Origin of the sequence: Occultella gossypii (assembly GCF_019947135.1) — a bacterium.
In the GTDB taxonomy this organism is placed as follows: Bacteria; Actinomycetota; Actinomycetes; order Actinomycetales; family Beutenbergiaceae; genus Occultella; species Occultella gossypii.
Genome location: NZ_JAGSHT010000010.1, coordinates 495672 through 520472 on the forward strand (window position 1 = coordinate 495672; position 24801 = coordinate 520472).

The 24801-nt window shown below is 65.6% G+C and carries 17 protein-coding genes; 3 read left to right on the forward strand and 14 right to left on the reverse strand.

Annotated elements, in window-relative coordinates; genetic code table 11:
- Positions 1-60 precede the first annotated feature (60 nt).
- The gene (locus tag KCQ71_RS11265) at positions 61-981 is read left to right on the forward strand and encodes a glycosyltransferase family 2 protein (protein ID WP_223405907.1); all 921 of its coding nucleotides are present in this window, start codon (positions 61-63) and stop codon (positions 979-981) included.
- A 374-nt stretch (positions 982-1355) separates the two neighbouring features.
- Here KCQ71_RS11265 and KCQ71_RS11270 read toward each other — a convergent pair whose 3' ends face one another.
- From KCQ71_RS11270 to KCQ71_RS11295, 6 genes are all read right to left on the reverse strand, one after another.
- Positions 1356-3224: an asparagine synthase-related protein gene (locus KCQ71_RS11270; RefSeq protein WP_223405840.1), complete on the reverse strand. Its 1869-nt coding sequence runs from the start codon at positions 3222-3224 to the stop codon at positions 1356-1358.
- Positions 3214-3945 carry a cysteate racemase gene (cuyB, locus tag KCQ71_RS11275; RefSeq protein ID WP_223405842.1) on the reverse strand — a complete coding sequence of 244 codons (732 nt, stop codon included), beginning with the start codon at positions 3943-3945 and terminating at the stop codon, positions 3214-3216. Before cuyB ends, KCQ71_RS11270 begins: the two co-directional genes overlap by 11 nt.
- A 27-nt stretch (positions 3946-3972) precedes the next feature.
- Entirely contained in the window at positions 3973-4839 is an 867-nt protein-coding gene (locus KCQ71_RS11280) for a right-handed parallel beta-helix repeat-containing protein (protein ID WP_223405844.1), read from the reverse strand.
- Between the two features lie 92 nt (positions 4840-4931).
- Positions 4932-6461, reverse strand: a complete 1530-nt coding sequence (locus KCQ71_RS11285; RefSeq protein ID WP_223405846.1) for an oligosaccharide flippase family protein — start codon at positions 6459-6461, stop codon at positions 4932-4934.
- 466 nt (positions 6462-6927) lie between these two features.
- Complete coding sequence (locus tag KCQ71_RS11290; RefSeq protein ID WP_223405847.1) at positions 6928-8220, reverse strand: hypothetical protein; 1293 nt, start codon at positions 8218-8220, stop codon at positions 6928-6930.
- A gap of 676 nt (positions 8221-8896) precedes the next feature.
- Entirely contained in the window at positions 8897-11383 is a 2487-nt protein-coding gene (locus KCQ71_RS11295; RefSeq protein WP_223405849.1) for an FdhF/YdeP family oxidoreductase, read from the reverse strand.
- 107 nt (positions 11384-11490) lie between these two features.
- Here KCQ71_RS11295 and fdhD point away from each other — a divergent pair, with 107 nt between their 5' ends.
- Entirely contained in the window at positions 11491-12357 is an 867-nt protein-coding gene (gene fdhD / locus KCQ71_RS11300; protein ID WP_223405851.1) for a formate dehydrogenase accessory sulfurtransferase FdhD, read from the forward strand.
- 81 nt (positions 12358-12438) lie between these two features.
- On the forward strand, positions 12439-14307 hold the full coding sequence (locus KCQ71_RS11305; protein WP_223405853.1) for an ABC transporter ATP-binding protein: 1869 nt from the start codon (positions 12439-12441) through the stop codon (positions 14305-14307).
- Between the two features lie 37 nt (positions 14308-14344).
- On the opposite strand, the gene KCQ71_RS11310 is transcribed toward KCQ71_RS11305, so the two are convergent.
- The 8 genes from KCQ71_RS11310 to KCQ71_RS11345 form a co-directional block, all read right to left on the reverse strand.
- Positions 14345-15367 (reverse strand): NAD-dependent epimerase/dehydratase family protein, encoded by a 1023-nt coding sequence (locus KCQ71_RS11310; protein ID WP_223405854.1) that lies wholly within the window; start codon positions 15365-15367, stop codon positions 14345-14347.
- Positions 15364-16035: a PIG-L deacetylase family protein gene (locus tag KCQ71_RS11315; RefSeq protein ID WP_223405856.1), complete on the reverse strand. Its 672-nt coding sequence runs from the start codon at positions 16033-16035 to the stop codon at positions 15364-15366. Before KCQ71_RS11315 ends, KCQ71_RS11310 begins: the two co-directional genes overlap by 4 nt.
- Positions 16032-16826: a glucose-1-phosphate cytidylyltransferase gene (locus tag KCQ71_RS11320; protein WP_223405858.1), complete on the reverse strand. Its 795-nt coding sequence runs from the start codon at positions 16824-16826 to the stop codon at positions 16032-16034. Before KCQ71_RS11320 ends, KCQ71_RS11315 begins: the two co-directional genes overlap by 4 nt.
- A complete protein-coding gene (locus KCQ71_RS11325) occupies positions 16823-18097 on the reverse strand; it encodes a class I SAM-dependent methyltransferase (protein WP_223405860.1) in 1275 nt (424 codons plus the stop codon). The genes KCQ71_RS11320 and KCQ71_RS11325 overlap by 4 nt, the downstream gene beginning before the upstream one ends.
- A 13-nt stretch (positions 18098-18110) precedes the next feature.
- A complete protein-coding gene (locus KCQ71_RS11330) occupies positions 18111-19295 on the reverse strand; it encodes a class I SAM-dependent methyltransferase (RefSeq protein ID WP_223405862.1) in 1185 nt (394 codons plus the stop codon).
- A 141-nt stretch (positions 19296-19436) separates the two neighbouring features.
- Positions 19437-21080 (reverse strand): O-antigen ligase family protein, encoded by a 1644-nt coding sequence (locus KCQ71_RS11335; protein ID WP_223405864.1) that lies wholly within the window; start codon positions 21078-21080, stop codon positions 19437-19439.
- A 12-nt stretch (positions 21081-21092) separates the two neighbouring features.
- Positions 21093-21899 (reverse strand): YveK family protein, encoded by an 807-nt coding sequence (locus tag KCQ71_RS11340; RefSeq protein ID WP_223405866.1) that lies wholly within the window; start codon positions 21897-21899, stop codon positions 21093-21095.
- Between the two features lie 146 nt (positions 21900-22045).
- Positions 22046-24787: a fibronectin type III domain-containing protein gene (locus tag KCQ71_RS11345; protein ID WP_223405868.1), complete on the reverse strand. Its 2742-nt coding sequence runs from the start codon at positions 24785-24787 to the stop codon at positions 22046-22048.
- Between the last annotated feature and the right edge of the window lie 14 nt (positions 24788-24801).

The following is a 24801-nucleotide window of genomic DNA, read 5'->3' on the forward strand; positions in this document are numbered from 1 at the left end:
GTGCCCGCTCCTACATCGAACGAGGTCGGCACCGACAACGGTTCGGAGCCCCACGTTGTCGTGATCGCGGTGACGTACAACGCAGCCGACATCATCGAGGAGTTCCTGAGAGCACTCCCGGACGCGCTGCGCGGCATCGACTCCACGGCCGTCACCATCGTCGACAACGCGTCCAGTGACGGCACGGCGGACCTCGTCGAGACGATCGCCCCGTGGGTCCGGCTGGTGCGGTCCAACGAGAACCTGGGGTACGCCGGAGGCATCAACCTCGGCTATGCGCGTGGGCTCGGCAAACGCGGCACGTACATCCTCAATCCCGACGCGGTCCCGGCCGCGGACAGCGTCCGGGTCCTCCTCGACGTCGTCGAGAGCGACCCCATGGTCGGAGTCGCCGCCCCCATGATTCAGAACGCCGAGGGCAGGCTCAAGTTCTCACTCCGTCGCGAGCCCACCCTGCTCCGTGCTGTGGGTGAGTCCGTGCTCGGTGGTCATCGAGCAGCCCGTTACGCACCGCTTGGCGACATGATCCGCGACCCTTCTGCCTACACCGAAGGGGCCACGGCCGACTGGGCCACCGGTGCGGCCATGTTCCTCCCACGGCGTGCGATCGACGCTGTCGGGCCATGGGACGAGCAGTTCTTCCTCTACTCCGAGGAGACTGACTACTCCCTCCGGATGCGGGACCTTGGATACCGGCTCTACTTCACGCCACGAGCAACTGTCCGACACCCCGGCGGAGACATGAGCAGATCACCCTTCCTCTGGAGTCTTGTCGCCACGAGCCGGATGCGTCTGTACCGGAAGCGACATGATCCGATCCGATCGACGGCATACTGGATGGTTCAGGTCCTCAACGAAGGCGTCCGTGCCGCTCTGGGCAGACCCACGCATCGCGCCGCGTTCCGCGCGCTCCTGGGAATCGGCGGCGATCCGCGGGACCGCCGACACGAAGCAATCCTTCAGTCACCGACCGGCGTCTGAGGAGTGCCCACCACTCGAACGCTGGTCGTCGTGACTACCCGTTTGGAGACGATCTGATCCGAGGGGGAGCCACGAAGACGAGGAGTGCGGCTGCAGCCGTGGCAGCGATGCTCATGGGATCGCTGGCCAGGTGCTCCGACTCATCGAGCGAATGAGCCTGGGCGCGGGTCTCCGCCACGTTCGAGGTCTCCTAGGTGGACCCGCCCGGGCTCTGGATCTGGCACAGCAGCCGCAGTATCTGGGCTGAGACCGACCACGCGGAGATCGATACTCCGATCGCCGAGGAACCGCCTGCCGGGAAGCCCCCACAGGGAGAGCATCAGCGACGCCTCCTCATTGGTAGACGTCATCGACGCCGAAACCGCCGTGAACCGCTACGTCAGCGCGGCGGCGCGGTTCTCGTAGTCCACGGACCACGCATGTGCCGTCGCGATCTTGGCGAGAGTTAGCGCCCCCACATTGGGACGCCCGCTCCGAACGCTTAGGACCGCTGATTCCAGAGCAGGTGCCGAGAAGATCGGGTTCGCTACGGCTCCCTCGACCAATTCCAGAAGTCGTTCGGAGTACGACGGACGCGTACGCAGCCAGAGGTCCGCCGGAAATACCGTACGCCGTGCCTCTACGCTACGCGCGGGGCCATCGACAGGCGTGTGGTCGCTGAGCCAGTCCGCGCCGACCTGCTCCACACGCCTGAGCGCCCGCCGAGCTCCGGAGATGGGGTGCGATCGAGTCAGCTCAGCCAATTGACGGAGATAGGACGTGTCTCCGGACCAGTAGACATGGTCAAGTCCGTTCGGCGAGTTGCCGTCGTCGCTCCGGGGGATCCCGGCCGCCTTCCGGAACAGCTCCCGATGCGCGCGCAGGTACAAGTTCCCATTGCGGCGTTGGTCCGTTGTCAATCGAGCGGCAAATGTCAGGAAGCGAGCATCGAGGAACGGGGCCTCGGTGCGGATCCCGATTCGCCTGAGGGCGTTGATCAGCATGCCGCCCCATCTGGTTTGCCGGTTCGCGAACTTCCAGAAAATCACCATGTCGCCACGTGCGTCCATATCCCAGTCCGACATCGAGTCGTTCAGACCGGACCTCACCAGCCCCGACAGGTCCCTGCCAAGGCTCGGTTCCACGAACCGGCCAATGGTGTTCGCCTCACCGGCGTACCGATGCCACTGACGCTCGAGAGCCTCGCCCGCACCACGCACACCCAAGCCCTTGTCGTCGCCCCACAAAGGACCACCGGCGAGGCCGTTGATGATCGAGCCGGTCATGCTTGCCAGTCTGTCCCGGAACCAGAGCTCGTACATCTCACCAGGGCTGTGGGCACCGTCGAGAAGAGAGAACGCTTCAGGGGCACCACGGAGCACGTCACGGTCGGTAACAGGGATCACGACGTGTGGTAGCTCCAAGTCACCGGCCAGCCGAGCTGCGATTCGACCCTCGTACGTGCCGCTTGAGCCGTACGTGTAGGACATCGGTCGGAATCCCATTTCGACGGCCTGCACTGCGATCGCGCGGCTGTCCAGACCTCCACTGAGGCCGAGCAAAGGCCGTTCGTCCACAGTTCGCGTCGCGATGTCCCCGATGATCGCTCGCCAGACGCGCCCGAACTCCTCGATTGCCTCGGAGTCACTGAGTCTGTCGTCCGTCGGGGTGAAGAGTGGATCGGTCGTGACTCGAGTCTCGGACCCAAGCTGCCATCGAACGATCGCGCCAGCACCGAGGATCCTTGCGTTCCTGAGGACTGTGCGATCACCGAGTGGATGGAGCGTCACCAAGTACTCAGACAAACCCTGCTCATCGATGTCCGCGGGAAGTCCAAGGCTGACGAGCGACGCGAGGTGGGTGGAGAATACGAAACTCTGGTCGACCTCTGCCCAATATCCCGGCAGGAACGCTGCACCATCCGCCCGGACCGTGGCGACTCCGCCCGGTTCCAGCTCGATCGCGATGTGCCCCGCCTCCGAGCCCGCGCTGGAGGAATCCGCACCAATCCCAGCGTGATCGATGCCGACCCGAGTAGTCGCGACAACCAGGGTGGCGCCCCCACCGGGTCGCTCCTCAAAGCTAGCGAAGGTACCCCCGGCCGGATGTGTGTCCGCAAGTGCGATGCAGTAGGTGTCGCCCTCCAAGATTCGCACCGAACTGGGTCGAGGCAGGCGGCGCGCAGCCTCGGCCACCAGAGCACGCCGACGGGGCGCCGCATCCTGGCCGGGTGGGCCAGTGACGAGCAGCGCTTCATGCGACATCGCTTGCCCCCTCCGGACCGTTGATTACGGCCATGGACGTCGGACCGGTGGCACGCGCGATCGTAGCAGCGACAAGAACTCCTAGCGCGTCAATGATTGGATAGCGTAGAGCCAACTCGTCGGCGACGAGCGAGATCTCGGTGCAACCCAGCACCAGGGCCACGGCCCCTTGCGAAAGCAAGCGGTCGGCGATCCTACTGAAGTCATCAAGCACGTCAAGGTCGCCGGCTTTGATCCGGGCGATGCCCCTGCTAACCCTGGCTTGTTCGTCTACCTGTGGCTGCAGCAACCGCAGGCCCGCGTCGGCGAAGGCCGAGCCGTATACGTTCGTTGCGCAGGTTCCGGCTGTGGCGAGCAGCCCGAAGTTGCTCCGACCGGACGACGATGCGATCCGGACGGTCTCAGTGATCATGTTGACGATAGGCACAGGCACACGCGCCTGCAGCCAGTCGTAGTACGCATGGGCGGTATTGCAAGGCATGCAAATGACCTCGGCTCCCGCCCCGACGAGCCGGTCCGCGCTCCGGAGAAGGTACGGACGAGGATCTTCGCCGCCCTCGAGCAACGCCCGCGTGCGGTCCGGAACAGACGGGTCGGAGTCGACGATGACATGAAGGTGGTCCTGATCGATGTCGGCTGGCGTCGCCATCGTGATCCGTCGAAAGGCCTCCACTGTCGCCATGGGTCCCATTCCGCCGAGGACGCCGACGGTCGCGTTCATTGGTGCGTCCCCAGCCAAGGTGTGATCTCACGAGATCGGTACATCTTCACCCGTCCCTTCCCATGCATTGCCCTCCCAGACGAACCCTGGCCCACCGTCGCTGTCACGGCCCGCCACCGGGCCGTACCGGCCGCAGGTGTCGAAGAACGTCCGTCCAAATGTGTTATCGATGTATCGAACATTGCTTGCGACCGGGAACTCTTTTGAATCAAGCGAGCCCGCGTAGGTGCAATAGGAGCCGGTTGTGTTGAAGAGGTTCCCAGTCACGAGGATGTCGCTGATCTGCTGAAAGTCTCCGTACATCACAAAGGCTCCTGAGCAACCCGGACCGCCACAGGTGATCGTGTTTCCCTCGATGACGTTGCCAGACCCTCCGTTGATCCCGATCGCTGACCGGTGGGTGTCGGAACCCTCCGTACTGAAATCAGCCAAGATGAAGTTGCCGCGAATCACGGAGTCGGAAGTCAGGCGCACACCGGTACCAACACCGAAGATTCGAGAGTTTTCAAGAGTGAACGGGCACGGCGCGTAGACGGCCTTGGCATCATCAACAAGGACGGCCGGATCGCCGACGATCTCGATGTTCTCGATGACGACGCCGGTTGGGCAGGTACCGTCCGGACTCTCCTCGATGAGCAGGGCGTACTGTCCCGGTCCGGTGGCGATGTGGTTGATGCGAACATTTCGCACGATGACGTTGTCGTGCTGCACCCGCACACGCCCGTCCACCTCCAGGCCCTCGATAACCTGGCCGTCTTCCTCGGACGAAACGGAATCTGAGGGCTCCAGCGACGACTCCGGAACAAGTGGCCCTGTGCTTCCCATCGTGGGGAAGTCCGCGACCGTGTGGACCACGTCCCCCGAGGCCACACGTTCCGGCCCATCCTTGCTCACTGGCCCGGACGCACATCCGCCTAGCAGTGCACTGCTAACAACCAGCACAAGCGTCACTCGCACCTTGCTCCGCCGCTGCATGGCTCGGCGCCTCATGCTCGCTCCCGCACGGGTTCGCTCTCGACTGTGACCGGAATGGGCTCGTGGTCTGCGGGCCTGGGGGATCGGCGCAGTCGTGCCCGCAGGCTTCCGACGGTGCTCCGAATCTCGGGCGCCAATGCCCAGAGAATCAGTCCTGCGACGAGGGAGCCGACGACACCGGCTATGAGCAACTCGAACAGAGCCGGCAGCGCAACCAACTGCACGACGCCCCCCGTCACGGCAACTGCGGCGAGCCCACCGACGGCACCGGGCAGCCAAGCCAGGAGCATGGCCGTCAGTCGTACGCGCAGGACTCTGGAGGAGACCACGACGATCACGACCGAGCCAATGGCCGTGGCGACGATCATCGCGACGCAGAGGGCGATGAGACCAATCGCCTCGTCAGCAGCCCAGGCGGCTCCGACCAGCGCGAGAACCTTCAGCGCGCTAGTGGCCCAGATCACGATTGACAGCGTGCCCGGCCTGTTCCACGCCTGCAGTGCTGGCCCAAGCAGAAGCGAGATTGCCGCGAAAGCCTGCATGATCGTGAGCAATCGGATCGCTGTGGCAGTGCCATCCCACTCGGGACCGAGAATCTCCTCGACGGGTCCCGCTGCGCCTGCGAGCAATCCGAGCAGCGGCAACGCCAGCGCCGTGGTGATCCGTTGCATGCGCAACAACCTGGCCGCGAACGCGATTCGATCGTCCTGAACACCAGCGAGCCCAGGCAACGCGACCGCCTGCATGCCACGTGCCGTCACGTCGACGGCTGTCGAGGTCAACCTCTGGGCGAGCCGGTACAGACCGACAACGACGGGCCCAAAGAGGACACCGGTCAAGAGGACGTCAACACGGCCGCCGATGAAGAGGCCAAGGCTGGAGCTAGCTGCGCGGGTCGAATAGGACCAAAGTTCCCGTGCCGACACGCGGTCTACCCGGAATCTGGGACGCCAGGGCGACACCGTCCAGAGCACGATGACCGCCACGATCGACGTGACGACTTGTTGGAGCACCAATGCCCAGACCCCGAGGCCCAGGATCGCGCCGACCAGACCGGCGATTCCACCGGCGATCAGAGACACCCAGGTTCGAATGGTCAACTGCTTGAACGCGAGCCGACGACGAAGAAGCGCCTCGTGAATGACCACCGTCGACGTCAGTGGCACGGTGAGCGCAAGAATCCGAATGACGGCGGCCAGCTCGGGAAGGCCGTTGACGTCCGCCCACCAGGACGCTGAGACGACAGCGGCGATCGTGCAGACCAGGCCGACGCCAGTCACGAGCCAGAACGCCGTGTCAGCATGCAGGTCGGTAAGAACCTTCCGGGACACGATCGCGGGCATGAGGCCCTGCTGCTGCAGCATCTCGACGAAGTTGATGAACACGAGCGCCATCGCGATGACACCGAACGCCCGCGGTCCGAGCATCGCTGCCAGGACGAAAGCGAGGCCCAGGCTGATTCCCATCTTTCCCAATGAGAGCGCGTACGACCAACTCGTCGCCGTGCGCAACGACGCGGCCGGGGCGGCAGTCCCGCTCACGGGCGGCCCTCGACATGTCGCTCGTGGGGGCGGGCGACGTGGGCTAGAAGAGCCGAGGCATCGGCACCCAGCCTGTCCATCGATCTCGCCACTTCGTGCCCCATGATTCCTCGTCCCTGTGTGCCGCCAACTCGTAGCCTGCCGGCGTCGGACTCGCCTCACCGTGGCTGGAAACTGGCCAACCTCGGTGCATGACGCGACGCCCCACTCCCGGCGGCGGGTTGTGGCTTCCTCGAAAGTAGGCCACGGCGACCGGAGTCGTGTGGTGAACGACGGGTGATTCGACGCGGGCCGCGGGGGTCACCCTGGGGTGATCCGACGGAATCTTCAGCCCGCCGGCGCCCATTGGGCTGGCGGTCCGTGGGTCGATCGAGGACTGTGACGCCTACAACGACGCAGATCCATGGCCCGGAGTCGGACCATGGATCTGCGTTGCGAATATATGTCTGACTAGAGTGCTCGTGACCTAGAGCGGCCGACCTGTCTCATGCCAGACGTTGCCACTCCAGACGTTCCCGCGGACACCGTTCTCGAAGCCACTGATCGGGCCGTATCGACCGCAGTTCGGGCCAAAGGCAGTCGAGAAGTGGTTATCGATGAACCGGATGTTGGATCCGTCCGGGAAGGGCTTGCTGCCGAGGCTCCCGCCGTACGCGCAGTAGGAGCCAGTCGTTGCCAGCAGGTTGTGTTGGATCAGGTAATCCGTCACAGGTGCGAAGTCGCCGTACATCGGCAGCGCGGCCGAGCAACCGCCCCCCTCACACATGATCACGTTGTTGATCAACGCGTTCCCGGAGCCACCGTTGTTTCCGATACCGCCGCGGTGAGCGCCGGAGTCTCCTGTGCGATTCGAGAAGATGTACGAGTTACTGATCGTCGTGTCGTGGACGACTCTCGACGCCCGGCCGACATTGTGCACGTGACCGTGATCGAAGGTGTAACCGCATTCAGGCGAGTAGAGGGGGATATCGTTCTCCGCCGCATTCGCGCCGTTGACCTCAACGTACTCAAACCTCACATTGGTCGGGCATGACCCGTCGGCCGTGGGCAGGACCTGCACCATGTACGTGCCGCTCCCGTTGACTAGGACATCTCGCACCACCACGTTGTCGTGGCTCACGGTCAGCCGGCCATTGACCGTGACCCGCTCGATCACCTGTCCATCGCTTGAGGAGGACAGCGATCCACTCGTGGACTGCGATGCGTACCGCGGACCGGTCGTCTCGGGCGTGGGCCACTCACCCTCCACCACGGGAGGCGTCGTGGGTTCCGGGTCAGGCGTCGGCTCCGGTGTGGGTTCCGGCTCAGGCGTCGGCTCAGGGGTGGGCGTCGGCTCGGGGGTCGGTTCCGGCTCAGGCGTCGGCGTCGGCGTCGGCGTCGGCGTCGGCTCCGGCTCGGGGGTGGGCTCAGGAGTCGGCTCCGGTTCGACGGGTCCAGCCCCACCATCACCGGGAACCAGCTCGAATGGGACACCGTCCACGGTGCTGTCGGTGACAGTCGCGGGGTTGGCGTCCGAAGTCATGAAGCCGTTCCGGCAGCCCTCAAGTGCGACGCGCTCTGCGGTGTAGCCGCCAAACACGATCCCGTTGGTGCGGTCGCCATCGAGGCACACGACTGTGGAGTCCTCGATGACGGTTCCCGTGGCACCGGGATAGATCCGGATGCTGTGGTAGCCGCCATAGGTCACGGTCGTGTTCCTGATCGTGACATTGTCCGCTTGGATTGCGATGGAGCCTCGAACATGCAGTGCGTCGATCACCGCCCCGTCTTCACGCACTGTGATACTCCCGGACTCCGTCAGCCCGGTTGGCTGGTCTCGGACCGCGGTGTCGGCCGGGCTGGCAGTGGCCGAGGCCATACCTCCCACGGCCGTGAGCAGCACGGCTGCCATCGCGACTCGAGCGCCGCTCGTGCGACGTTCTCTGGTTCTACTGCTGATCACAGTTTGGGTTCTCCCTCGGTGTTCAGGCGGATCTCGGTGAGATCGACCCTCGGACGTCGAGGTCCTGGCAACTCACGTGGCCGGACCTTTCCACACCACGGCTCAGACCATCGCCGGACCGAGAACCCGAAAGACCTTGGGACCAGCTGCGCGCCTCGTCGTGGAGCAGGTGGGTCCCCCGACCCCGAGCGTCCTCCGCATCGCAAGACTCCGCGGTGCGAGCGAACACCCGTACCCATGGCGGTACCGGAAGCCGAAACTCGGTCACCGGAGCCACCATTTGATAACGGCAAGGTAACAGGGCTAGCACGCCGGCGAAAGTGGAGAGTCACCCTCTGTCACCGAAGACGCGCTCAGATCGCGCGGCCAACTGATTCTGAGCGCCATCAACCGCGTCGAACCGGAACCGTCCGTACTGTGATTGGGATCACTCGAGCCCTCACCCTCGGACAAGGGGCTCCCGGCGGCCCAATCACCCGCCCTTCCGGCGACATCACCCGGTGTATGCGTCGGTGCTCGTGCCCGAGTCGAGGTCACCACGCTCGATGCGGATGATCACCGACTTGGACGAGGGTGTCCGGGAGGTCTCGGCGAAGGAGCCCAGCGGCACAAGCACGTTCGTCTCGGGGAAGTACGCCGCCGCGCAGCCACGCGCAGTCGGATAGGCGATCGCACGGAACGCCTCCGCGCGCCGCTCGAGACCCTCGAACTCAGAGATCAGGTCGACCATGTCTCCATCAGCGACACCCGCCTCAGCCAGATCGTCCGTGTGCACGAAGACCACCCGGCGGCCACCATGCACACCCCGGTACCGGTCGTCCTTGCCGTAGATCGTGGTGTTGAACTGGTCGTGCGAGCGGATCGTCTGCAGGATCAGCCGGCCAGGAGGCACCCGCGGATAGTCGAGGGTGTTCGCTGTCATCTCGGCGCGTCCCGATGGCGTCGCGAACGTCCGTGAGTCGCGTGGCGGGTGGGGCAGGGCGAATCCGCCAGGTTCGTCGATCCGGGACTCGTAGTCGGCGAAGCCTGGCACGACCGCTTCGATGTGTCGGCGGATCAGCCGATAGTCGCCCTCGAGCGCGGCCCAGTCCACCCGTGGGGGCGAGTAGGTGGGCGAACTACCGCCGACGCTCGGGGTGACACCAGATTCTGGCCGCCACGCGTCCGGCGCTGCTCCGCCCACGGGACCGGATGCGGCCCCGTCGGCTTCGGTGGGACCGGAGCCGGTGGACACGCCGTCGCCGTCCGCATCATCTGGCCGCGCGAACAATCGCCGCGCCAGCCGGCAGATGATCGAGACCTCGGAGAGGACGTGCCGGCTCGGCGGCTCCAGCCGGCCGTGGGAGGCGTGCACCATCGACATGGAGTCCTCCACGGTGACCCGTTGGTCGCCGCCGGCCTGGGTGTCCCGGTCGGTGCGCCCGAGTGCGGGCAGGATGAGCGCGCGGCGGCCGGTGACTGCGTGCGACTTGTTCAGCTTCGTGGAGACCTGGACTGTCAGCCGCATCCGGGACATGGCCTCTTCCGTCACTGCGGAGTCGGGCGTGGCCCTGATGAAGTTTCCGCCCATGGCCAGGAACACCTTGGCGTGTCCGTCCCGCATCGCCTCGATCGCGGCCACCGTGTCCGCACCTGGCTCGCGAGGGGACGCGAAGTCGAACTCCGCGTCCAGGGCATCGTGGAAGTCGGCGGGCATCCTCTCGAAGATTCCCATCGTCCGGTCGCCCTGCACGTTCGAGTGCCCGCGCACGGGGCACACGCCCGCACCGGGGCGGCCGATGTTGCCCTGCAGCAGCAGCACGTTCACAATGTCGCGCAGCATCGCCACCGAGTGCCGGTGCTGGGTCAGTCCCATGGCCCAACAGACCACGGTCGCGGGCGAGGCGAGCAGCCGTTCCCCAAGGCCCTCGATCTGCGCGCGGGTCAGGCCGGTGGCGGTCTCCACCTCGGCCCACTCCAGCGCGCCGACGTGCGCTGCGTACGCCTCGAACCCGTTCACCGAACTGCGCAGGAACTCGTGATCGAGCACGGTGTCGCGGCCTGCCGTCGCACGCCCGTCTGCTTCCGCCTCGAGGAGCAGCTTGCCGAGAGCCTGGAACAGCGCCTGGTCGCCGCCGAGGCGGATCTGCAGGAAGTCGTCTGCGAGTTCGATCCCCTTGGTCAGCCCGAGGGCCGTCTGCGGATTGTGGAAGCCGAGCAGGCCGGCCTCGGGCAAGGGGTTGACCGCGACGATCACGGCGCCGTTTCGCTTGGCCTGCTCCAGGGAGCTGAGCATCCGCGGGTGGTTGGTGCCAGGGTTCTGCCCGGCGATGATCAACAGGGACGCGTTCTCCACGTCCTCCAGTGACACCGACCCCTTGCCGATCCCGATCGTCTCGCCCAGGGCCGAACCCGAGGACTCGTGACACATGTTCGAGCAGTCCGGCAGGTTGTTCGTGCCGTAGCCGCGCACCATCAACTGGTAGAGGAACGCGGCCTCGTTGGACGTGCGGCCGGACGTGTAGAAGATCGCCTCGTCCGGGTCGCAGGCCCGCAGTTCGGCGACGATCTCGTCGAACGCGTCGTCCCACGAGATCGGCCGGTAGTGCGTGGCGCCGGCGTCGAGGATCATCGGGTGGGCAAGGCGGCCCTGTTGGCCGAGCCAGTAGTCGTCCTTCGTGCGCAGGTCCGCGACGGAGTGCTCGACGAAGAACGACGGCGGGACTCGCCGCCTCGTGGCTTCCTCGGCGACCGCCTTGGCCCCGTTCTCGCAGAACTCGGCGGTGTGCCGCTCCTTCTTCTCGGGCCAGGCACAGCCGGGGCAGTCGAAGCCGTCGGTCTGGTTGACGCGGAGCAGGGTCTGCGCGGACCGCACCGGTCCCATCTGGTCCAGTGCCACCGCCATCGCGTGCGCGATGCCAGGGACACCGACGGACGTGCGTTTCGGCGGGCCCACCCGCAACTGGCTCTCGTCGATGCCCGTACGCGGCGCCTTCGCCATCGGTCCTCCTCCTGGATGTCCTCCGATCGTAGCGACGTCGGGTGGCGCCCGCCGGTGCAGGCGCGGCGTACCGTTGGCCTCGTGACCGCAGCAGGGTGGACGCGACGATGACCCGGGCGACCCAGCGCTCGCGGGTGCAGACGCTGCTCGCGGACGGCACCGAACGTGTGCGCACGGACACGCTCGCCGGTGAGGAGCCGATGGAGCTGCGGGTGGACGGGCGTTCATTGACCGTGACGATGCGCACCCCCGGGCACGACTTCGACCTGGCCGCCGGATTCCTCGTCTCCGAGGGCGTGCTGCACCGCCCGGACCACGTGACCCGGATCGGGTACGGACCCGGGGTCGCGGCCGGTGGTGAGGCCACCTACAACATCGTCGACGTCACGCTCGCGCCCGGGGTGCCCGGCCCGGCCGTCACGGCCGAACGCCGGGTGTACACCTCGTCCTCGTGTGGCATCTGCGGGACGAGCTCCATCGAGGCTCTGGGCCGGATGCCACAGTTCGACGGACCCGTTGCGCCGCCGGCCGCGATGTTCGACCTTCAGGTACTGCTCGAACTTCCTGATCGCTTGCGCGCTGAGCAGGCCATGTTCGGCAGGACCGGCGGGACCCACGCCGCAGGGCTTTTCGACGCCACAGGCGAGCTCCTGTGCGTGAGGGAGGACGTGGGCCGCCACAACGCCGTGGACAAGGTGGTCGGGTGGGCCTGGCGCGAGGGCCGGCTGCCGCTGTCCGACACGGTTCTGCAGGTCTCCGGCCGTGCCTCTTTCGAACTTGTGCAGAAGGCGCAGATGGCCGGAGTTCCGATGCTCGCCGCGGTCAGCGCACCCTCGTCGCTGGCCGTGGACCTGGCCGAGCGGGCGGGGTTGACGCTGATCGGCTTCTCGCGGTCGGACCGCCTGAACGTGTACAGCCACCCCGATCGGATCCGCCCTTCGACCGGACCGGACGGCCAGTCATCCTCCACATGAATCTCTGAGCCCGATACCGGGCACGGGCTGCGGCTTCTGTTGATTCAATGAGAGCCGGTCCATACGGCGAGGAGAACGTGGATGGCGGCTGCCGAGGGTGACGACTACGTCGACCCCGTGACGCTGCGTGCCCAGGCGCGCTCCCAACGCAAGTCATTGGGCCGGCTGTCCGTCCTCATCCGCCAGAGCGTCCGTCTCGTGTGGGCATCCGGGCGCGGGCTGTTCGTCGGACTGCTCGTCCTCCAGGTCGCCGCGGCGCTCGCGCTGGCCGGTCAGGTGCTCTCGGTGCAGGCCGTGCTGACCGCCATCCTCGATCTGGAGGAGGGTACGGGTGCGACGGCGTCGCTATGGACGCCAGTGCTGCTGTTGGCGGGCCTGACTGCGGTGACATCCATCATCGGCGCCGTGCAGGGGCACATGCAGCGGATGCTCGGGGAACTCGTCGCCCGCTCGATGTGGGACCAGGTGCTCGACGTCTCGACCGGGGTCGGGCTCGGCAACTTCGAGTCGCCCGACTTCTTCAACCGCCTCCAGCGGGTGCAGTCGAACGCCCTCTCCCGTCCGTTCCAGGTGACCCAGGGCCTGATCTCCATGGGTGGTGCCCTCGCCGCCAGCATCGGCGTGGGGGCGGCGTTGGTGAGCATCAGCCCACTCCTGCTGCCGCTCCTGTTGATCGGCGGGCTGCCGGTACTGCTGACCAGCCGCCGGGAGAGCCGGTTGGAGTTCGACTTCTCGGTGGCCCAGACTCCGGTGCTACGGATGCGTCAGTACCTGACGCTCGTGCAGACGGGACGGGACGAGGCCAAGGAGATTCGTGCCTTCCACCTCGCGGACTGGCTCCACGGCCGGTTCGATACCGCGTACGCGACGTACCTGGGTGCACTCGGCACCCACCTGCGGCGCCGCGCAACCCTCTCCGCCATCGGCAACCTGGGCAGTGCCATCGTGCTGGTGCTCACGCTCGCCGCACTCGTTTGGCTGATCCTCGACGGCCAGGTCACAGTCGCCGGCGCGGGCGCGGCGATTGTTGCGATCCGGATGCTCGCGAGCCAGGTCCAGGCCCTCTTCGCCGGGGTCCAGCGGATCTTCGAGTCGGGCCTGTTCCTAGAGGACCTCGAAGGATTCCTCCGGCTCGCAGAGCCGGCGAAGGAGGACTCGCGGGGCCCCGAGGCGCCGACCGGATTCGCCGTCGTGTCCGCGGACAAGGTCCATTTCACCTACCCGGGCTCGGACCAGCCCGCCGTCCGCGGCGCCACCGTGGAACTTCGGGCGGGCGAGGTGGTAGCCATCGTCGGAGAGAACGGATCCGGCAAGACCACCCTCGCGAAGATCGTCGCCGGCCTGTATGAACCGGACGAGGGCGCGGTCCGATGGGACGGGACCGACATCCGAGCATGGTCCCTCGCCAGCGTGCGCAGCCGCATCGCGGTCATCTTCCAGGACTTCGTGCGGTACGCGCTCAGCGCCGAGGACAACATCGCTATCGGTGATGTGACCCGCCCGCTGGATCCGGACCGTATGCGCACATCAGCGCGCGCCGCGGGTGCTGATGGGGCGATCGAGTCCCTGCCGGACGGGTACGCGACTCCGCTCTCGCGTCTGTTCGCGGGCGGCCGTGACCTCTCGGGTGGCCAATGGCAGCGGGTCGCGATCGCGCGGGGCTACTACCGGGATGCGCCGTTCGTCATCCTGGATGAGCCCTCGGCCGCCCTCGACCCACGCGCCGAATACGACCTGTTCGCGAGTCTGAGACACACCCTTGAGGGTCGAACGGCACTGTTCATCTCACATCGGTTCTCGACGGTGCGCAGTGCGGATCGGATCTACGTCATGGAGGCCGGGAGCGTGGTGGAGCACGGCACCCACGACGAACTCATGGCCGCCGGTGGACAGTACTCGGAGTTGTTCAAGCTCCAGGCCGCCGCCTACCTCAACGCCGATCAGACCTGAGGCCGCGGCAGGCTCTGCCGCGGGCCACCATGGTCCGTCACCGCCAGCGCAGCTCCTCGTCGAGGCGCCCGGCTTCCTTGTGGTCGAGGACCGTCCGGATCCGCAGGTACTTGGCCGACGTGAACTCCTCGGCCGTGAGGCCATGGTCCCGATAGGCGCGGTAGAGCTCCTCGACTCCGGCCGGCACCGTCCACTTCGACTGGAAGGCCGGCAACTCGGCAGCGATCCGGGTGAAGTCCACCCGGTAGTTGCGTGCGTCCGGGCTCGCGCCGGGCGCGTACTCCACCACCGATCCGGGCACCACCTGCGCGACGATCTCGGCGACCTCCTTGACCCGATAGTTCTCCGAGGTGACCCCCACGTTGAAGGCGCGGTCGTGCACAACCTCACGGGGCGCCTCGAGTGCCGCGAGGAACGCTCGGGAGATGTCCTCGATGTGGATCAGCGGACGCCACGGCATGCCGTCGGACTTGATGAGGACCTTGCCGGTCGTGATGGCGTAGCCGACGAGATTGTTCACCATGAGGTCGGCACGCAGGCTCGGCGAGACGCCATAGGCGGTCGCGTTGCGGAGGTAGACCGGGCTGAACGTCTCATCGGCCAGGTGGGTCAGATCCTGCTCCACCTTGATCTTCGACTCCCCATACGGGGTCAGCGGGTTGAAGCCCGCCTCCTCGGTGAGGTGTTCGTCGCCGGCGGCTCCGTAGAGGCTGCACGAGGAGGAGAACAGGAATCGGCCGACTCCTGCCTGCTTCGCGGACTCGGCCAGCTGCACGGTGCCGAGGTGGTTGATGTCGTAGGTCAGTTGAGGCCGCAGGTCACCGAGGGCGTCGTTGGACAACGCGGCCAGGGCGATCACGGCGTCGAAACCCTCGAGATCGGTCGGCTTGACGTCGCGGAGGTCCTTGCGAATGACCTCGGTGGGGCTGACCTCGTCATCGAACTGACAGCCCTCGTAGTAGAAGGTGTCCAGGCCGACGATGTCATGACCGGCCGCCCGCAGCAGCGGCACCATCACCTGCCCGATGTAGCCGTTGTGGCCGGTGACCAGGACCTTCACGATGCGTCTCCTCCGAGTAGTACCGCCTTGCGGCTGTAGAACGCCTCGGCGTGGCGGCCGGGCGCGTGGCATTCCATCCCCCGCAGGCGCATGAGCCCGCGGAATGTGTCGTCGTCGTACCAGGGCTTCGCGAACTGCGAGGCGTAGTGCTCGCCCAGCACCCGCAGCTTGTTGGCCACGTCGTCCTCCGAGAGCGGCACGAACACGTTGGGCGCGCCCATGTCGCCGTCCCACTTCGGGATCTCGTACTCGAGGATCAGATGGTCCCGGAAGGTGTTCCAGGTCAGGTCCGAGATGGTCCGGTGATCCTGATGCCGGTCGTGACGTTGGTGGGTGAGCACGAGGTGCGGGTCGAACTCCGACTTGACCAGCTCGAACCGATCCTTGATCGCGTCACCCACGTAGGGGAAATAGGACTCCCGGTACTCCCCCACCCAGATGCTCAGGTCTCGGGCCTCGCGCAGCAGGTCGGTCGCCGCAGCCCGTGCCTCCTCGGCGCGCTGGGGATTGGAGGAGAACACCTCGTACCGGACCTCGAGGCCGCCCGGTCTGCGGGCTAGCCGGCCGAGCGTTCCGCCGCAGCCGATCTCCACATCGTCGCAATGGGCGCCGAGCGCCAGCACCCGCAAGGGCTGGACCTCATCGACGCCGAGGTCGAGACCGATCATGCGGGCGCCGCCGGATCCTGCTCCCAGACCTTCCACGGTGCTTGGCCGCGGGCGTTCATCTCCTCCATGACCTGTCGGTCCTTGAACGTGTCCATCCCGGCCCAGAACCCGTCGTACTTGTAGCCGACAAGCTTGCGGGCCTCGACGAGTCGCCCGAACGGCTCGTAGACCAGTTCCTCACCGGGTCCGATGTAGTCGAAGATCTCGCGACGCAGCACGAAGAACCCTGCATTGACCCACATCCCGGCGGCGCTGGACTCGGTGATCCCGGTCACGTGTGAGTCCTCGTCGAGGCCCACGATGTGGAAAGTCTGACTCGGTTTCGTGCACAGGAACGTCGCGATGGCGTCGTGCTCGTGTGCGTGGTCGATCAGTGCCGGCAACGGGACACTGGAGAGTCCGTCGCTGTAGTTCGCGAGGAACTCCGTGTCGTCGCCGAGGAAATCCTTGACCTTGACCATCCGCTGACCGATGTTGGTCGCCAGACCCGTGTCGACGAAGGTGATCTTCCAGTCCTGGGCGTCGGTGTGCAGCATGGTGATCTCACGGCCACCACCGGAGAGCACGAAGTCGTTGCTGAGCCATTCCTTGTAGTTGAGGAAGTACTCCTTGATGACTTCACCCTTGTATCCGAGGCACACGATGAACTCCGTGTGCCCGTAGTGGGCGTAGTACTTCATCAGGTGCCAGATGATCGGTCGCGAGCCGATCGGCACCATCGGCTTCGGTACGGACTCGGAGAACTCGCGCATCCGCATCCCCATGCCGCCGGCGAACAGCACGACCTTCATCGCGGGTTCCCCACCAACGGCCAATCGACGATCGTTGCCTCCGGGATCGGCACGACGCACTGGCCGCCCCACTCCTTGATGTAGTCCAACTGCGCAACGATCTCGTCCTTGAGGTTCCACGGCAGGATCAGGACGTAGTCGGGCTTGGTCTCGGCGATCCGGCCCGGCTCGTGGATCGGGATGTGCGTGCCGGGTGTGTATCGGCCGTGCTTGTAGGGGTTCCGGTCCACCGTGTAGTCGAGGAAGTCGGTGCCGATCCCGCAGTAGTTGAGCAGGGTGTTCCCCTTTCCCGGGGCCCCATACCCAACCACCTGTGCGCCGTCGCGCTTGACCCCGATGAGGAAATCGAGCAGTTTGCGCTTGGTCTCGCGGACCTGCTCGGCGAACAGCTCATAGGTCTCCGGCTGCTCCAATCCGGCGTCCAGTTCCCGCTGGCGCAGCGCGAGCAGACGCTCACTCAACGCCGGCGCGTCCGGTCCCGCGTGGGTGGCGTGGATCCGCAACGAGCCGCCGTGCGTCCACAACTCCTCAACGTCGTGGATCACGAGGCCGTGCGCGGCGAAGATCCGATCGGAGGTCACCAGTGAGAAGTAGGAGAAGTGCTCGTGATAGATGGTGTCGAACTGGTTCTCCTCCATCAGCCGCAGCAGATGGGGGAACTCGATCGTGATCAGCCCCCCGGGCGCGAGCAGGAGCTTCATCCCGGCCACGAACGTGTTGAGATCCGGTACCTGCGCGAGCACGTTGTTGCCTGCGATGAGGTCCGCCCTTGTTCCCTCGGCGACCAGCCGCTGCGCCAGTTGCTCGTCGAAGAACTCCACCAGGGTTGGCACGTGGCGCTCGTCGACGGCGACCTTCGCCACGTTCGCCGCCGGCTCGATGCCGAGGACCGGCACACCGGCCTGCACGAAGTACTGGAGGAGATAGCCGTCGTTGCTGGCGAGTTCGACGACCAGGCTGTCCGCGCCGAGGCTCCGCTCAGCGATCATCTTCTCCACGTAGGTGCGTGCGTGCTCCAGCCAGGCGTCCGAGTAGGACGAGAAGTACGCGTACTCGGTGAAGATCTCCTCGCGGGTCACGTACTCCTGCAGCTGCACCAGGAAGCACTGGTCACACACCCAGGTGTGCAGCGGGTAGAACGGCTCCATCGCGTTGACCTGGTCCGCCGCCACGAAACTCTCGCACAGCGGGGACATGCCCAGGTCGGCAAACGTGCGGGTCAGGGTGGCTCCGCAGAAGCGGCACGGGCCGCCGGTCAGGACTTCGGACATTCGTGTCTCCGGATCAGACGGTCTGGACGTTGGCGTCGACACCGAGATCTGCGAGCATCTGCCCGATCTCGGTGGCGTAGTAGGGGTTCATCACCAGGACGGTTCCTGGCGGGTCGGTCACGAGGGCCTCTGGCGGCACGACGGCCTGCCCGGTCCCGGCGAGGAAGGTGCCCTGCTTGCGGGGGTTGACGTCGACCACGCGGTCGACGCCGGTGGTCACACCGAGCACATTGAAGAAGCCGACGGCCTTCGCGCCGGCCCCCCACGCGACCACGCGCTCGCCGGCGGCGGCGAGACGATCCAACAGGTCCGCCCATTCCGTCACTCGTGCGCGGGCACGCTCGTCGAAGCCTTGGATGTCCGCCAGAACCTCCGCGTCCGGGGGCGTCGGCCTCGGCGCCTGTGGCACCTGCGTCGGTCGGGCCTCCACGGAGAGGAACTGGCCGTCGTAGGACTCACGCAGGTCGAGGATCTCGAACCCGGCCGACTCCACCGCGGTGCGCAACGATGACGCGAGGAAGTAGGAGACATGCTCATAGATGAGGTCGCCAACGGACAGTCGGCGCAACGCCAGGAGTCCGTTCGGGACCTCAAGGTAGAGCACGGTGTCCGAGCGGTCACCGATGCCCTCGCGCAGAGAGCGCAGCATCCCGGCCGGGTCGTCGACGTGCTCCAGGACGTGCCGGCAGACCACCAGGTCCGCCTTCGCGTCCACGTGTTCACGGGAGAAGTACTCGTTCACCACCTGCACCCGGGCCGGGAGCGGTTCGGCGTGTTCCGCGTCGTAGCTCGGGTCGAAGCCCGTTCCGCGGTTCTCCCCGAGCGCGCACACGAGCCCGAGGAAATGCCCACTTCCGCTGCCGATCTCGACGACGTCGGAGTCTCGGATGTCATAGGTGTCGATGAGCCGCTGAGCAAGGTCCTGCTCATACGCCTGGAACACTGCTGAGAAGTGCAGGGCGTTGTCGTAGCTGTGTCCGTAGGCGTTCAGGTCGGCGTCGAAGCCGGTGTTGTAGACGAACGCGCAGTCCGGGCAATAGCCGAGGTCCAGGTCTCCGCGGGGGCAGTCCACCGCCTCCTCGCGGCTCGGCCAAAGGATCCCGACGTGCGTCGGAACGCCCGCTTGCGCGTAGAACGGGCGGAGGTCCGCCGCGTCACACACCGGGCATCGCAGACCCGGGTTCCCCGTTGCTTTCACCCTTGAGACCCTAGTGAAGGAGGAGCCGGGGCGTTGGGTGATTGGCGAGGCGTGCTGCATAAACTGCCCACCTCACCCGGTGAACCTCAGAACTCACCCCAGGGTGTGTTCTCCGGCCACGTCCGGCGGTCTTGATCTCACTCATGTGCGACGCCGTCCACGTCTCGTCGCAAGAGTTTGCGGTGTCACGTCCGTGTTGATCGTGGACGGGCCGGATGCGTCGCCGTCACTCGCATTCGGCGTCTTCTTGTCGAACTTGCCGCGACCGTAGTTTCGGGGACGGGACGCTGCCCACGCCGCACCGATCCGCTCCCGGAAGTTGGCCGCGAGTGGCGTCGCCACGAACCGATCCCCTGGCGCCGCAAGTTGGATCTCATTGGTTGGGGACGTTCCATCGAGGCGCCACAGTGCACCTATCGCACCGATGATGATGCACACGACGCCAACGAACGTTGCGAACGAGAATGAGTCGAAGGTTGCGCTGGCCATCAGCGCGGCGGGCATGGAGACGGCAAGGGCCTGGCCCAGATGTCTCGTCTCCTGGTCCTTTCCCCGGAGGCGGATGCTACGGCCCATCAGGTAGGGCACCAGGAAGAACAGGACGAGCCCGGCGACTCCGACAACGCCGCCGGCAAGGAGCGTCATGTAGACCTGATTGTCCAGGAGGATGTACTCCTCAGGTGTCACCATCCCCGCTCCGCGACCGAGCCAAGGACGGAGTGACCAGAGGTCAATCACGTAGTCGGTGCGAGCGATCCGATCCGTCACACTGGTGTCGTTCTCCGCGTTCGTGAATAGGGACCGAATGGTGCCGAGGACCCCGCGGTTCACCAAGTGGAACACGGCCGTGGCCATCACCCCGATCACGAGAGCGTTGTACCGCTGGCGCCACGGCCAGACAATCGCCATGAGTCCCATGGTCACGACCACGGTGAGGATCGCGGAGCGGGAGATGGAGAGCGGAATACCGAGGGCGACCAGAGAGACGCCCAGCCACCGCCAGACGCGTGTGCGCCCGGGAGGCGAGAAAAGGGCATAGTGCAGGGCGATAGGCAGGACCAGCGCTAGGACCACCCCGAATTCGATGAAGTGGTTCGCCGTCGACGCGACGCGCGGAAACCCGCCGTCCCCACGTGCGCTGATCCCGATCAGATCGGCATTCGCGTGCAGTCCCGGAATCTTGATGTACTGCGTGATATCGACGATTCCGGCGAACTGAAGGACTCCGATGATTGACATCACTGAAGCCAGAGCGACGACCGTCAGCAGGACTCGGTCGAGTTCCAATCGTGTGCTCAGCCCATCGGCGGTCACGAGGGCGACACCTGCGATCGCCGCGGTAAAGATCAACCATCGGTCCGCACTGCTCGCCTCCGCAGCTGACGGTAGCCGGTCGAATCCGATGACATTGCCCAAGAGTTGTAGTCCCACATACAGCCCTATCACCCAGCGAATGGGCTGCGTGCCTGCAGGCAACCGATGAGCTCGGACCGCCGAAAGCACCCAAAGGAACGCCAGCATGATGCCGACGGCCACCGATGGACGTCCGACCGCCCCCAAGCCACCAATCACAAGCCGCGCGGGAATCAAGAACTGCAGGCAAAGGAACAACACAAGGAGGCCGAGTGTCGTCAGCGTCCATCGGTGGATAAGGGCTGGGATCCAAACCTCGCGGACCCGCTTGTACCCGTTCGGAACTCTGAGAAGTACCGGCCGCCATTCCTTTTCCTCGGTCGAGGCAATGGAGCGGTTCACCAACGTTGTCTCACCCCGTTGCGGCGCCATGGCGGCCAGTCCTCACCGCGGTCGCACGGAACTGGAAGCCACTACGGCTCTCCCACTGAGGATGGCGTCGACTGGCATGTCGCTCGTTCCTGTCACATATTGTTCTGGCTTGAGCATGGCCCGGTCGCCTTCGGCATCCTGACCAGGATGCGGTGCGAGGTTCTCGTCGCCTGCCGGTTCATCGATAGATTCTTGTGAATCTTGTCCCGAGCGACGTTCCCGACGCTCCGATCGCCACTTCTTGAACAAGCCGACGATGTCATCGAACAGGACCGCGATCAGCAAGGAGAGCGCGGCACCGAGCACTCCAACGATCGCCATGTTCCGCACCTTCCCATCAGCGACCACGGCCGTCACCGACGGCTCCTGGAGAACATCGAGACCGTACTGGGAGGCCGGGCTCAACCCAGCGTTCGTCTGCCTCGAGGCAAGTTCCTCACGCGCGAGCTCAAAGACCATCTGCCCTGTCGCGAGTCCCTCCTCGGGCGTGTCGGCACGGACCTGGAAATTCAACACGGTACTGCGCGACGTGGGAACGACGCTGTATGACGGCACGAGGCCGGCCGCCTGCACTTGAGCTCGTGTCTCCGGACCGCTCAGGACGATACCAAGTACTGCATTTGCATCGTCCAACCCGCCGTAAGGATTCGCGAGCTCCGCCACTGCGCGGCCAGGGACAACGATCGCCGAACCTTCGACGTTGTATTCAGGCTGTACACCCTCACCGACGGTGTAGGCCGACGCCCCGGTGAGAGCCAACAAGGGCAGCAGAATGTACCAGCGCCGTAGCGCTGCCACCGTGATTGACCAGACGTCCAAGATCAGGACTCCCTCCGAGGCTCCGCGAGATTGCGAGCCATGTCCTTCATGTTATGAGTCGTACACCTGAGCCGCTGGAAGACGGCAAGCCCGACACAATTCCTACGAAACTTCGCCCCACCTTGCATCGAGGCGTCCACAGTTCACTACTCCAACGGCGTGACGGTCACATTGCCGAACGTGGCATCGACGTGGTGAGCGATCAGTACGACCGAGCCATTTGCAACCGTGTCGTCGTCGGTGATCGTGGCGAACCAAGTCGTTGGCTCAACCGTTCCCTGCTCCCACATCCGCATCGAGTAGACGGCGCCACCGGTCGGGAGACTCTCGACCCGGACCCGCATGACGAAGGTGTCACCCGGACTGAAGTCGACCGCATTCCTCGGACCGCGGTTGACCGGGCTGTTGTTGTTGCCGAAGAGCTCCCAGCGAGGACCCTCGTCGTAGAAGCGATACCAGGAGTACGCACCCGCTGGGTACCAGCCGTAGCCCGGCTGCTCGCCCTGCAACTGGGTGTGCCCTTGCCACCTCAGGCCGACCCCGATCATCGCCGCCCCCGAGAGGTACTGACCGGCGCCGGGCCCGAACCCGTGCAGGGTCATCGGTACCGTGACCTCGTAGTCAGTCCAGGTGGCATCACCCACCGCAAGAATCCGGTCGTACCCGACCTGCACCGTGCTCACCGAACCGTTGCCAGCCTCCCATAGACCGTCGACCGACTGGGCCTGTGCTTGCAGTGATTCACCTGCCGACCAGTCGGTGGCGTAGGGCAATGTCGAAGACGCCGTCTGGACGGTCACATTCACCGTCTCGGTCACGGACGAACCGTCCGAACCCAGAGCGGTGATGGTGACGCCATTGGCCCCTGCACTCAGATCGGCATACGGGATGTCGACGTTGAAGTCACCGGGCGCGGAGAGTCTCCGGTTGTCGGGACCGATGGACAGGTTCCTGGCTGCTCCACCGTTGACGCGGTACGTCAAGGACGTCACGCTCGCGGGATCTGACACCGATCCGACGATGTTGACTCGAGGCTGTGTGCGAGCCGGAGCACCGAAGACCTGGTCGGGTCCGTACCAGACATCGATCGCGATGCCGTCGGTCTGTGCGGGCGTCGTGAAGACGCGGTCCTGTGTCACCGTGGCGTTGCCGCTGGTGTCGGTTGCGGTGACCCGGTAGTGGTAGGTCGTCGCAGGCGCCAGTCCGGTCAGGGTCACCGAGTGGGAGGTGCCCGATCCCGTCGACGTCGCGCTACTCCCGTAGGACGTCGTCGTTCCGAAAGCGACCGCACCCGTAGTGGCCTCATTGGTCGTCCAGGACACCGTCGCCGACGAAGCAGCGGGCGTCGCGGCGAGACCGCTGACCACCGGCGCCGTCACATCAGGCTCCGGCTCCGGGTCGGGGTCAGGATCGGGGTCCGGAGCGGCACCGCCGTCCTCGGGAGTGATCGGATTCGCCCGATCGAACACGTAGTCCACCAGCGCCGTATAGGCCGCAGGTTTCGACCCCGCGTTCGCCGCGAACGGCCCCACCGAACCCACCGTCAACGCCTGCGAGAACGTCCCGATCACCTGCGGTGCGCCACCATCAACGGCCACCGTCATCGTCCAAGCGTTCCCGGCCCGGCTCACCCCGACCACCACCGAGTCCGCCGGCTGCACCGACAACACCGTGTTGAACCGTGTCTTCGACGTCCCATTCGTTGTCGAGGCAGCGAAAGCCCGGACCACCCCACCACTGGAGAAGACATCGAACCGCAACCAGTTCGACGCATCCTGCTCCACGATCAGGCCTTGATCCTGGTTCGTCGCCGACGGCACCGAATCAAACCCCGCGTCCACCGCGAAGTCAGAATTCGACACCGCCTGCATCACACGCAGCGACCGATTCACACCCCACGCATCGTGAGACTCCCCCGCCCCCACAGACAACGCCAGGTACGCATCCCCAGTCCCCTGGCCGACCAACTCAACCGACCCATCCCCCACCGGATCAACCACCGACCAACCAGACCCCAACACCGCACCCGAGAAATCATCCGACAACAACACAGCATTGGGTGCGCTGGCGGCAGTTGTGGTGAAGGTGAGGTCGGCCGAGCTTCCCGCGTTGCCGCTGGTGTCGGTTGCGGTGACCCGGTAGTGGTAGGTCGTCGCAGGCGCCAGTCCGGTCAGGGTCACCGAGTGGGAGGTGCCCGATCCCGTCGACGTCGCGCTACTCCCGTAGGACGTCGTCGTTCCGAAAGCGACCGCACCCGTAGTGGCCTCATTGGTCGTCCAGGACACCGTCGCCGACGAAGCAGCGGGCGTCGCGGCGAGACCGCTGACCACCGGCGCCGTCACATCAGGCTCCGGCTCCGGGTCGGGGTCAGGATCGGGGTCCGGAGCGGCACCGCCGTCCTCGGGAGTGATCGGATTCGCCCGATCGAACACGTAGTCCACCAGCGCCGTATAGGCCGCAGGTTTCGACCCCGCGTTCGCCGCGAACGGCCCCACCGAACCCACCGTCAACGCCTGCGAGAACGTCCCGATCACCTGCGGTGCGCCACCATCAACGGCCACCGTCATCGTCCAAGCGTTCCCGGCCCGGCTCACCCCGACCACCACCGAGTCCGCCGGCTGCACCGACAACACCGTGTTGAACCGTGTCTTCGACGTCCCATTCGTTGTCGAGGCAGCGAAAGCCCGGACCACCCCACCACTGGAGAAGACATCGAACCGCAACCAGTTCGACGCATCCTGCTCCACGATCAGGCCTTGATCCTGGTTCGTCGCCGACGGCACCGAATCAAACCCCGCGTCCACCGCGAAGTCAGAATTCGACACCGCCTGCATCACACGCAGCGACCGATTCACACCCCACGCATCGTGAGACTCCCCCGCCCCCACAGACAACGCCAGGT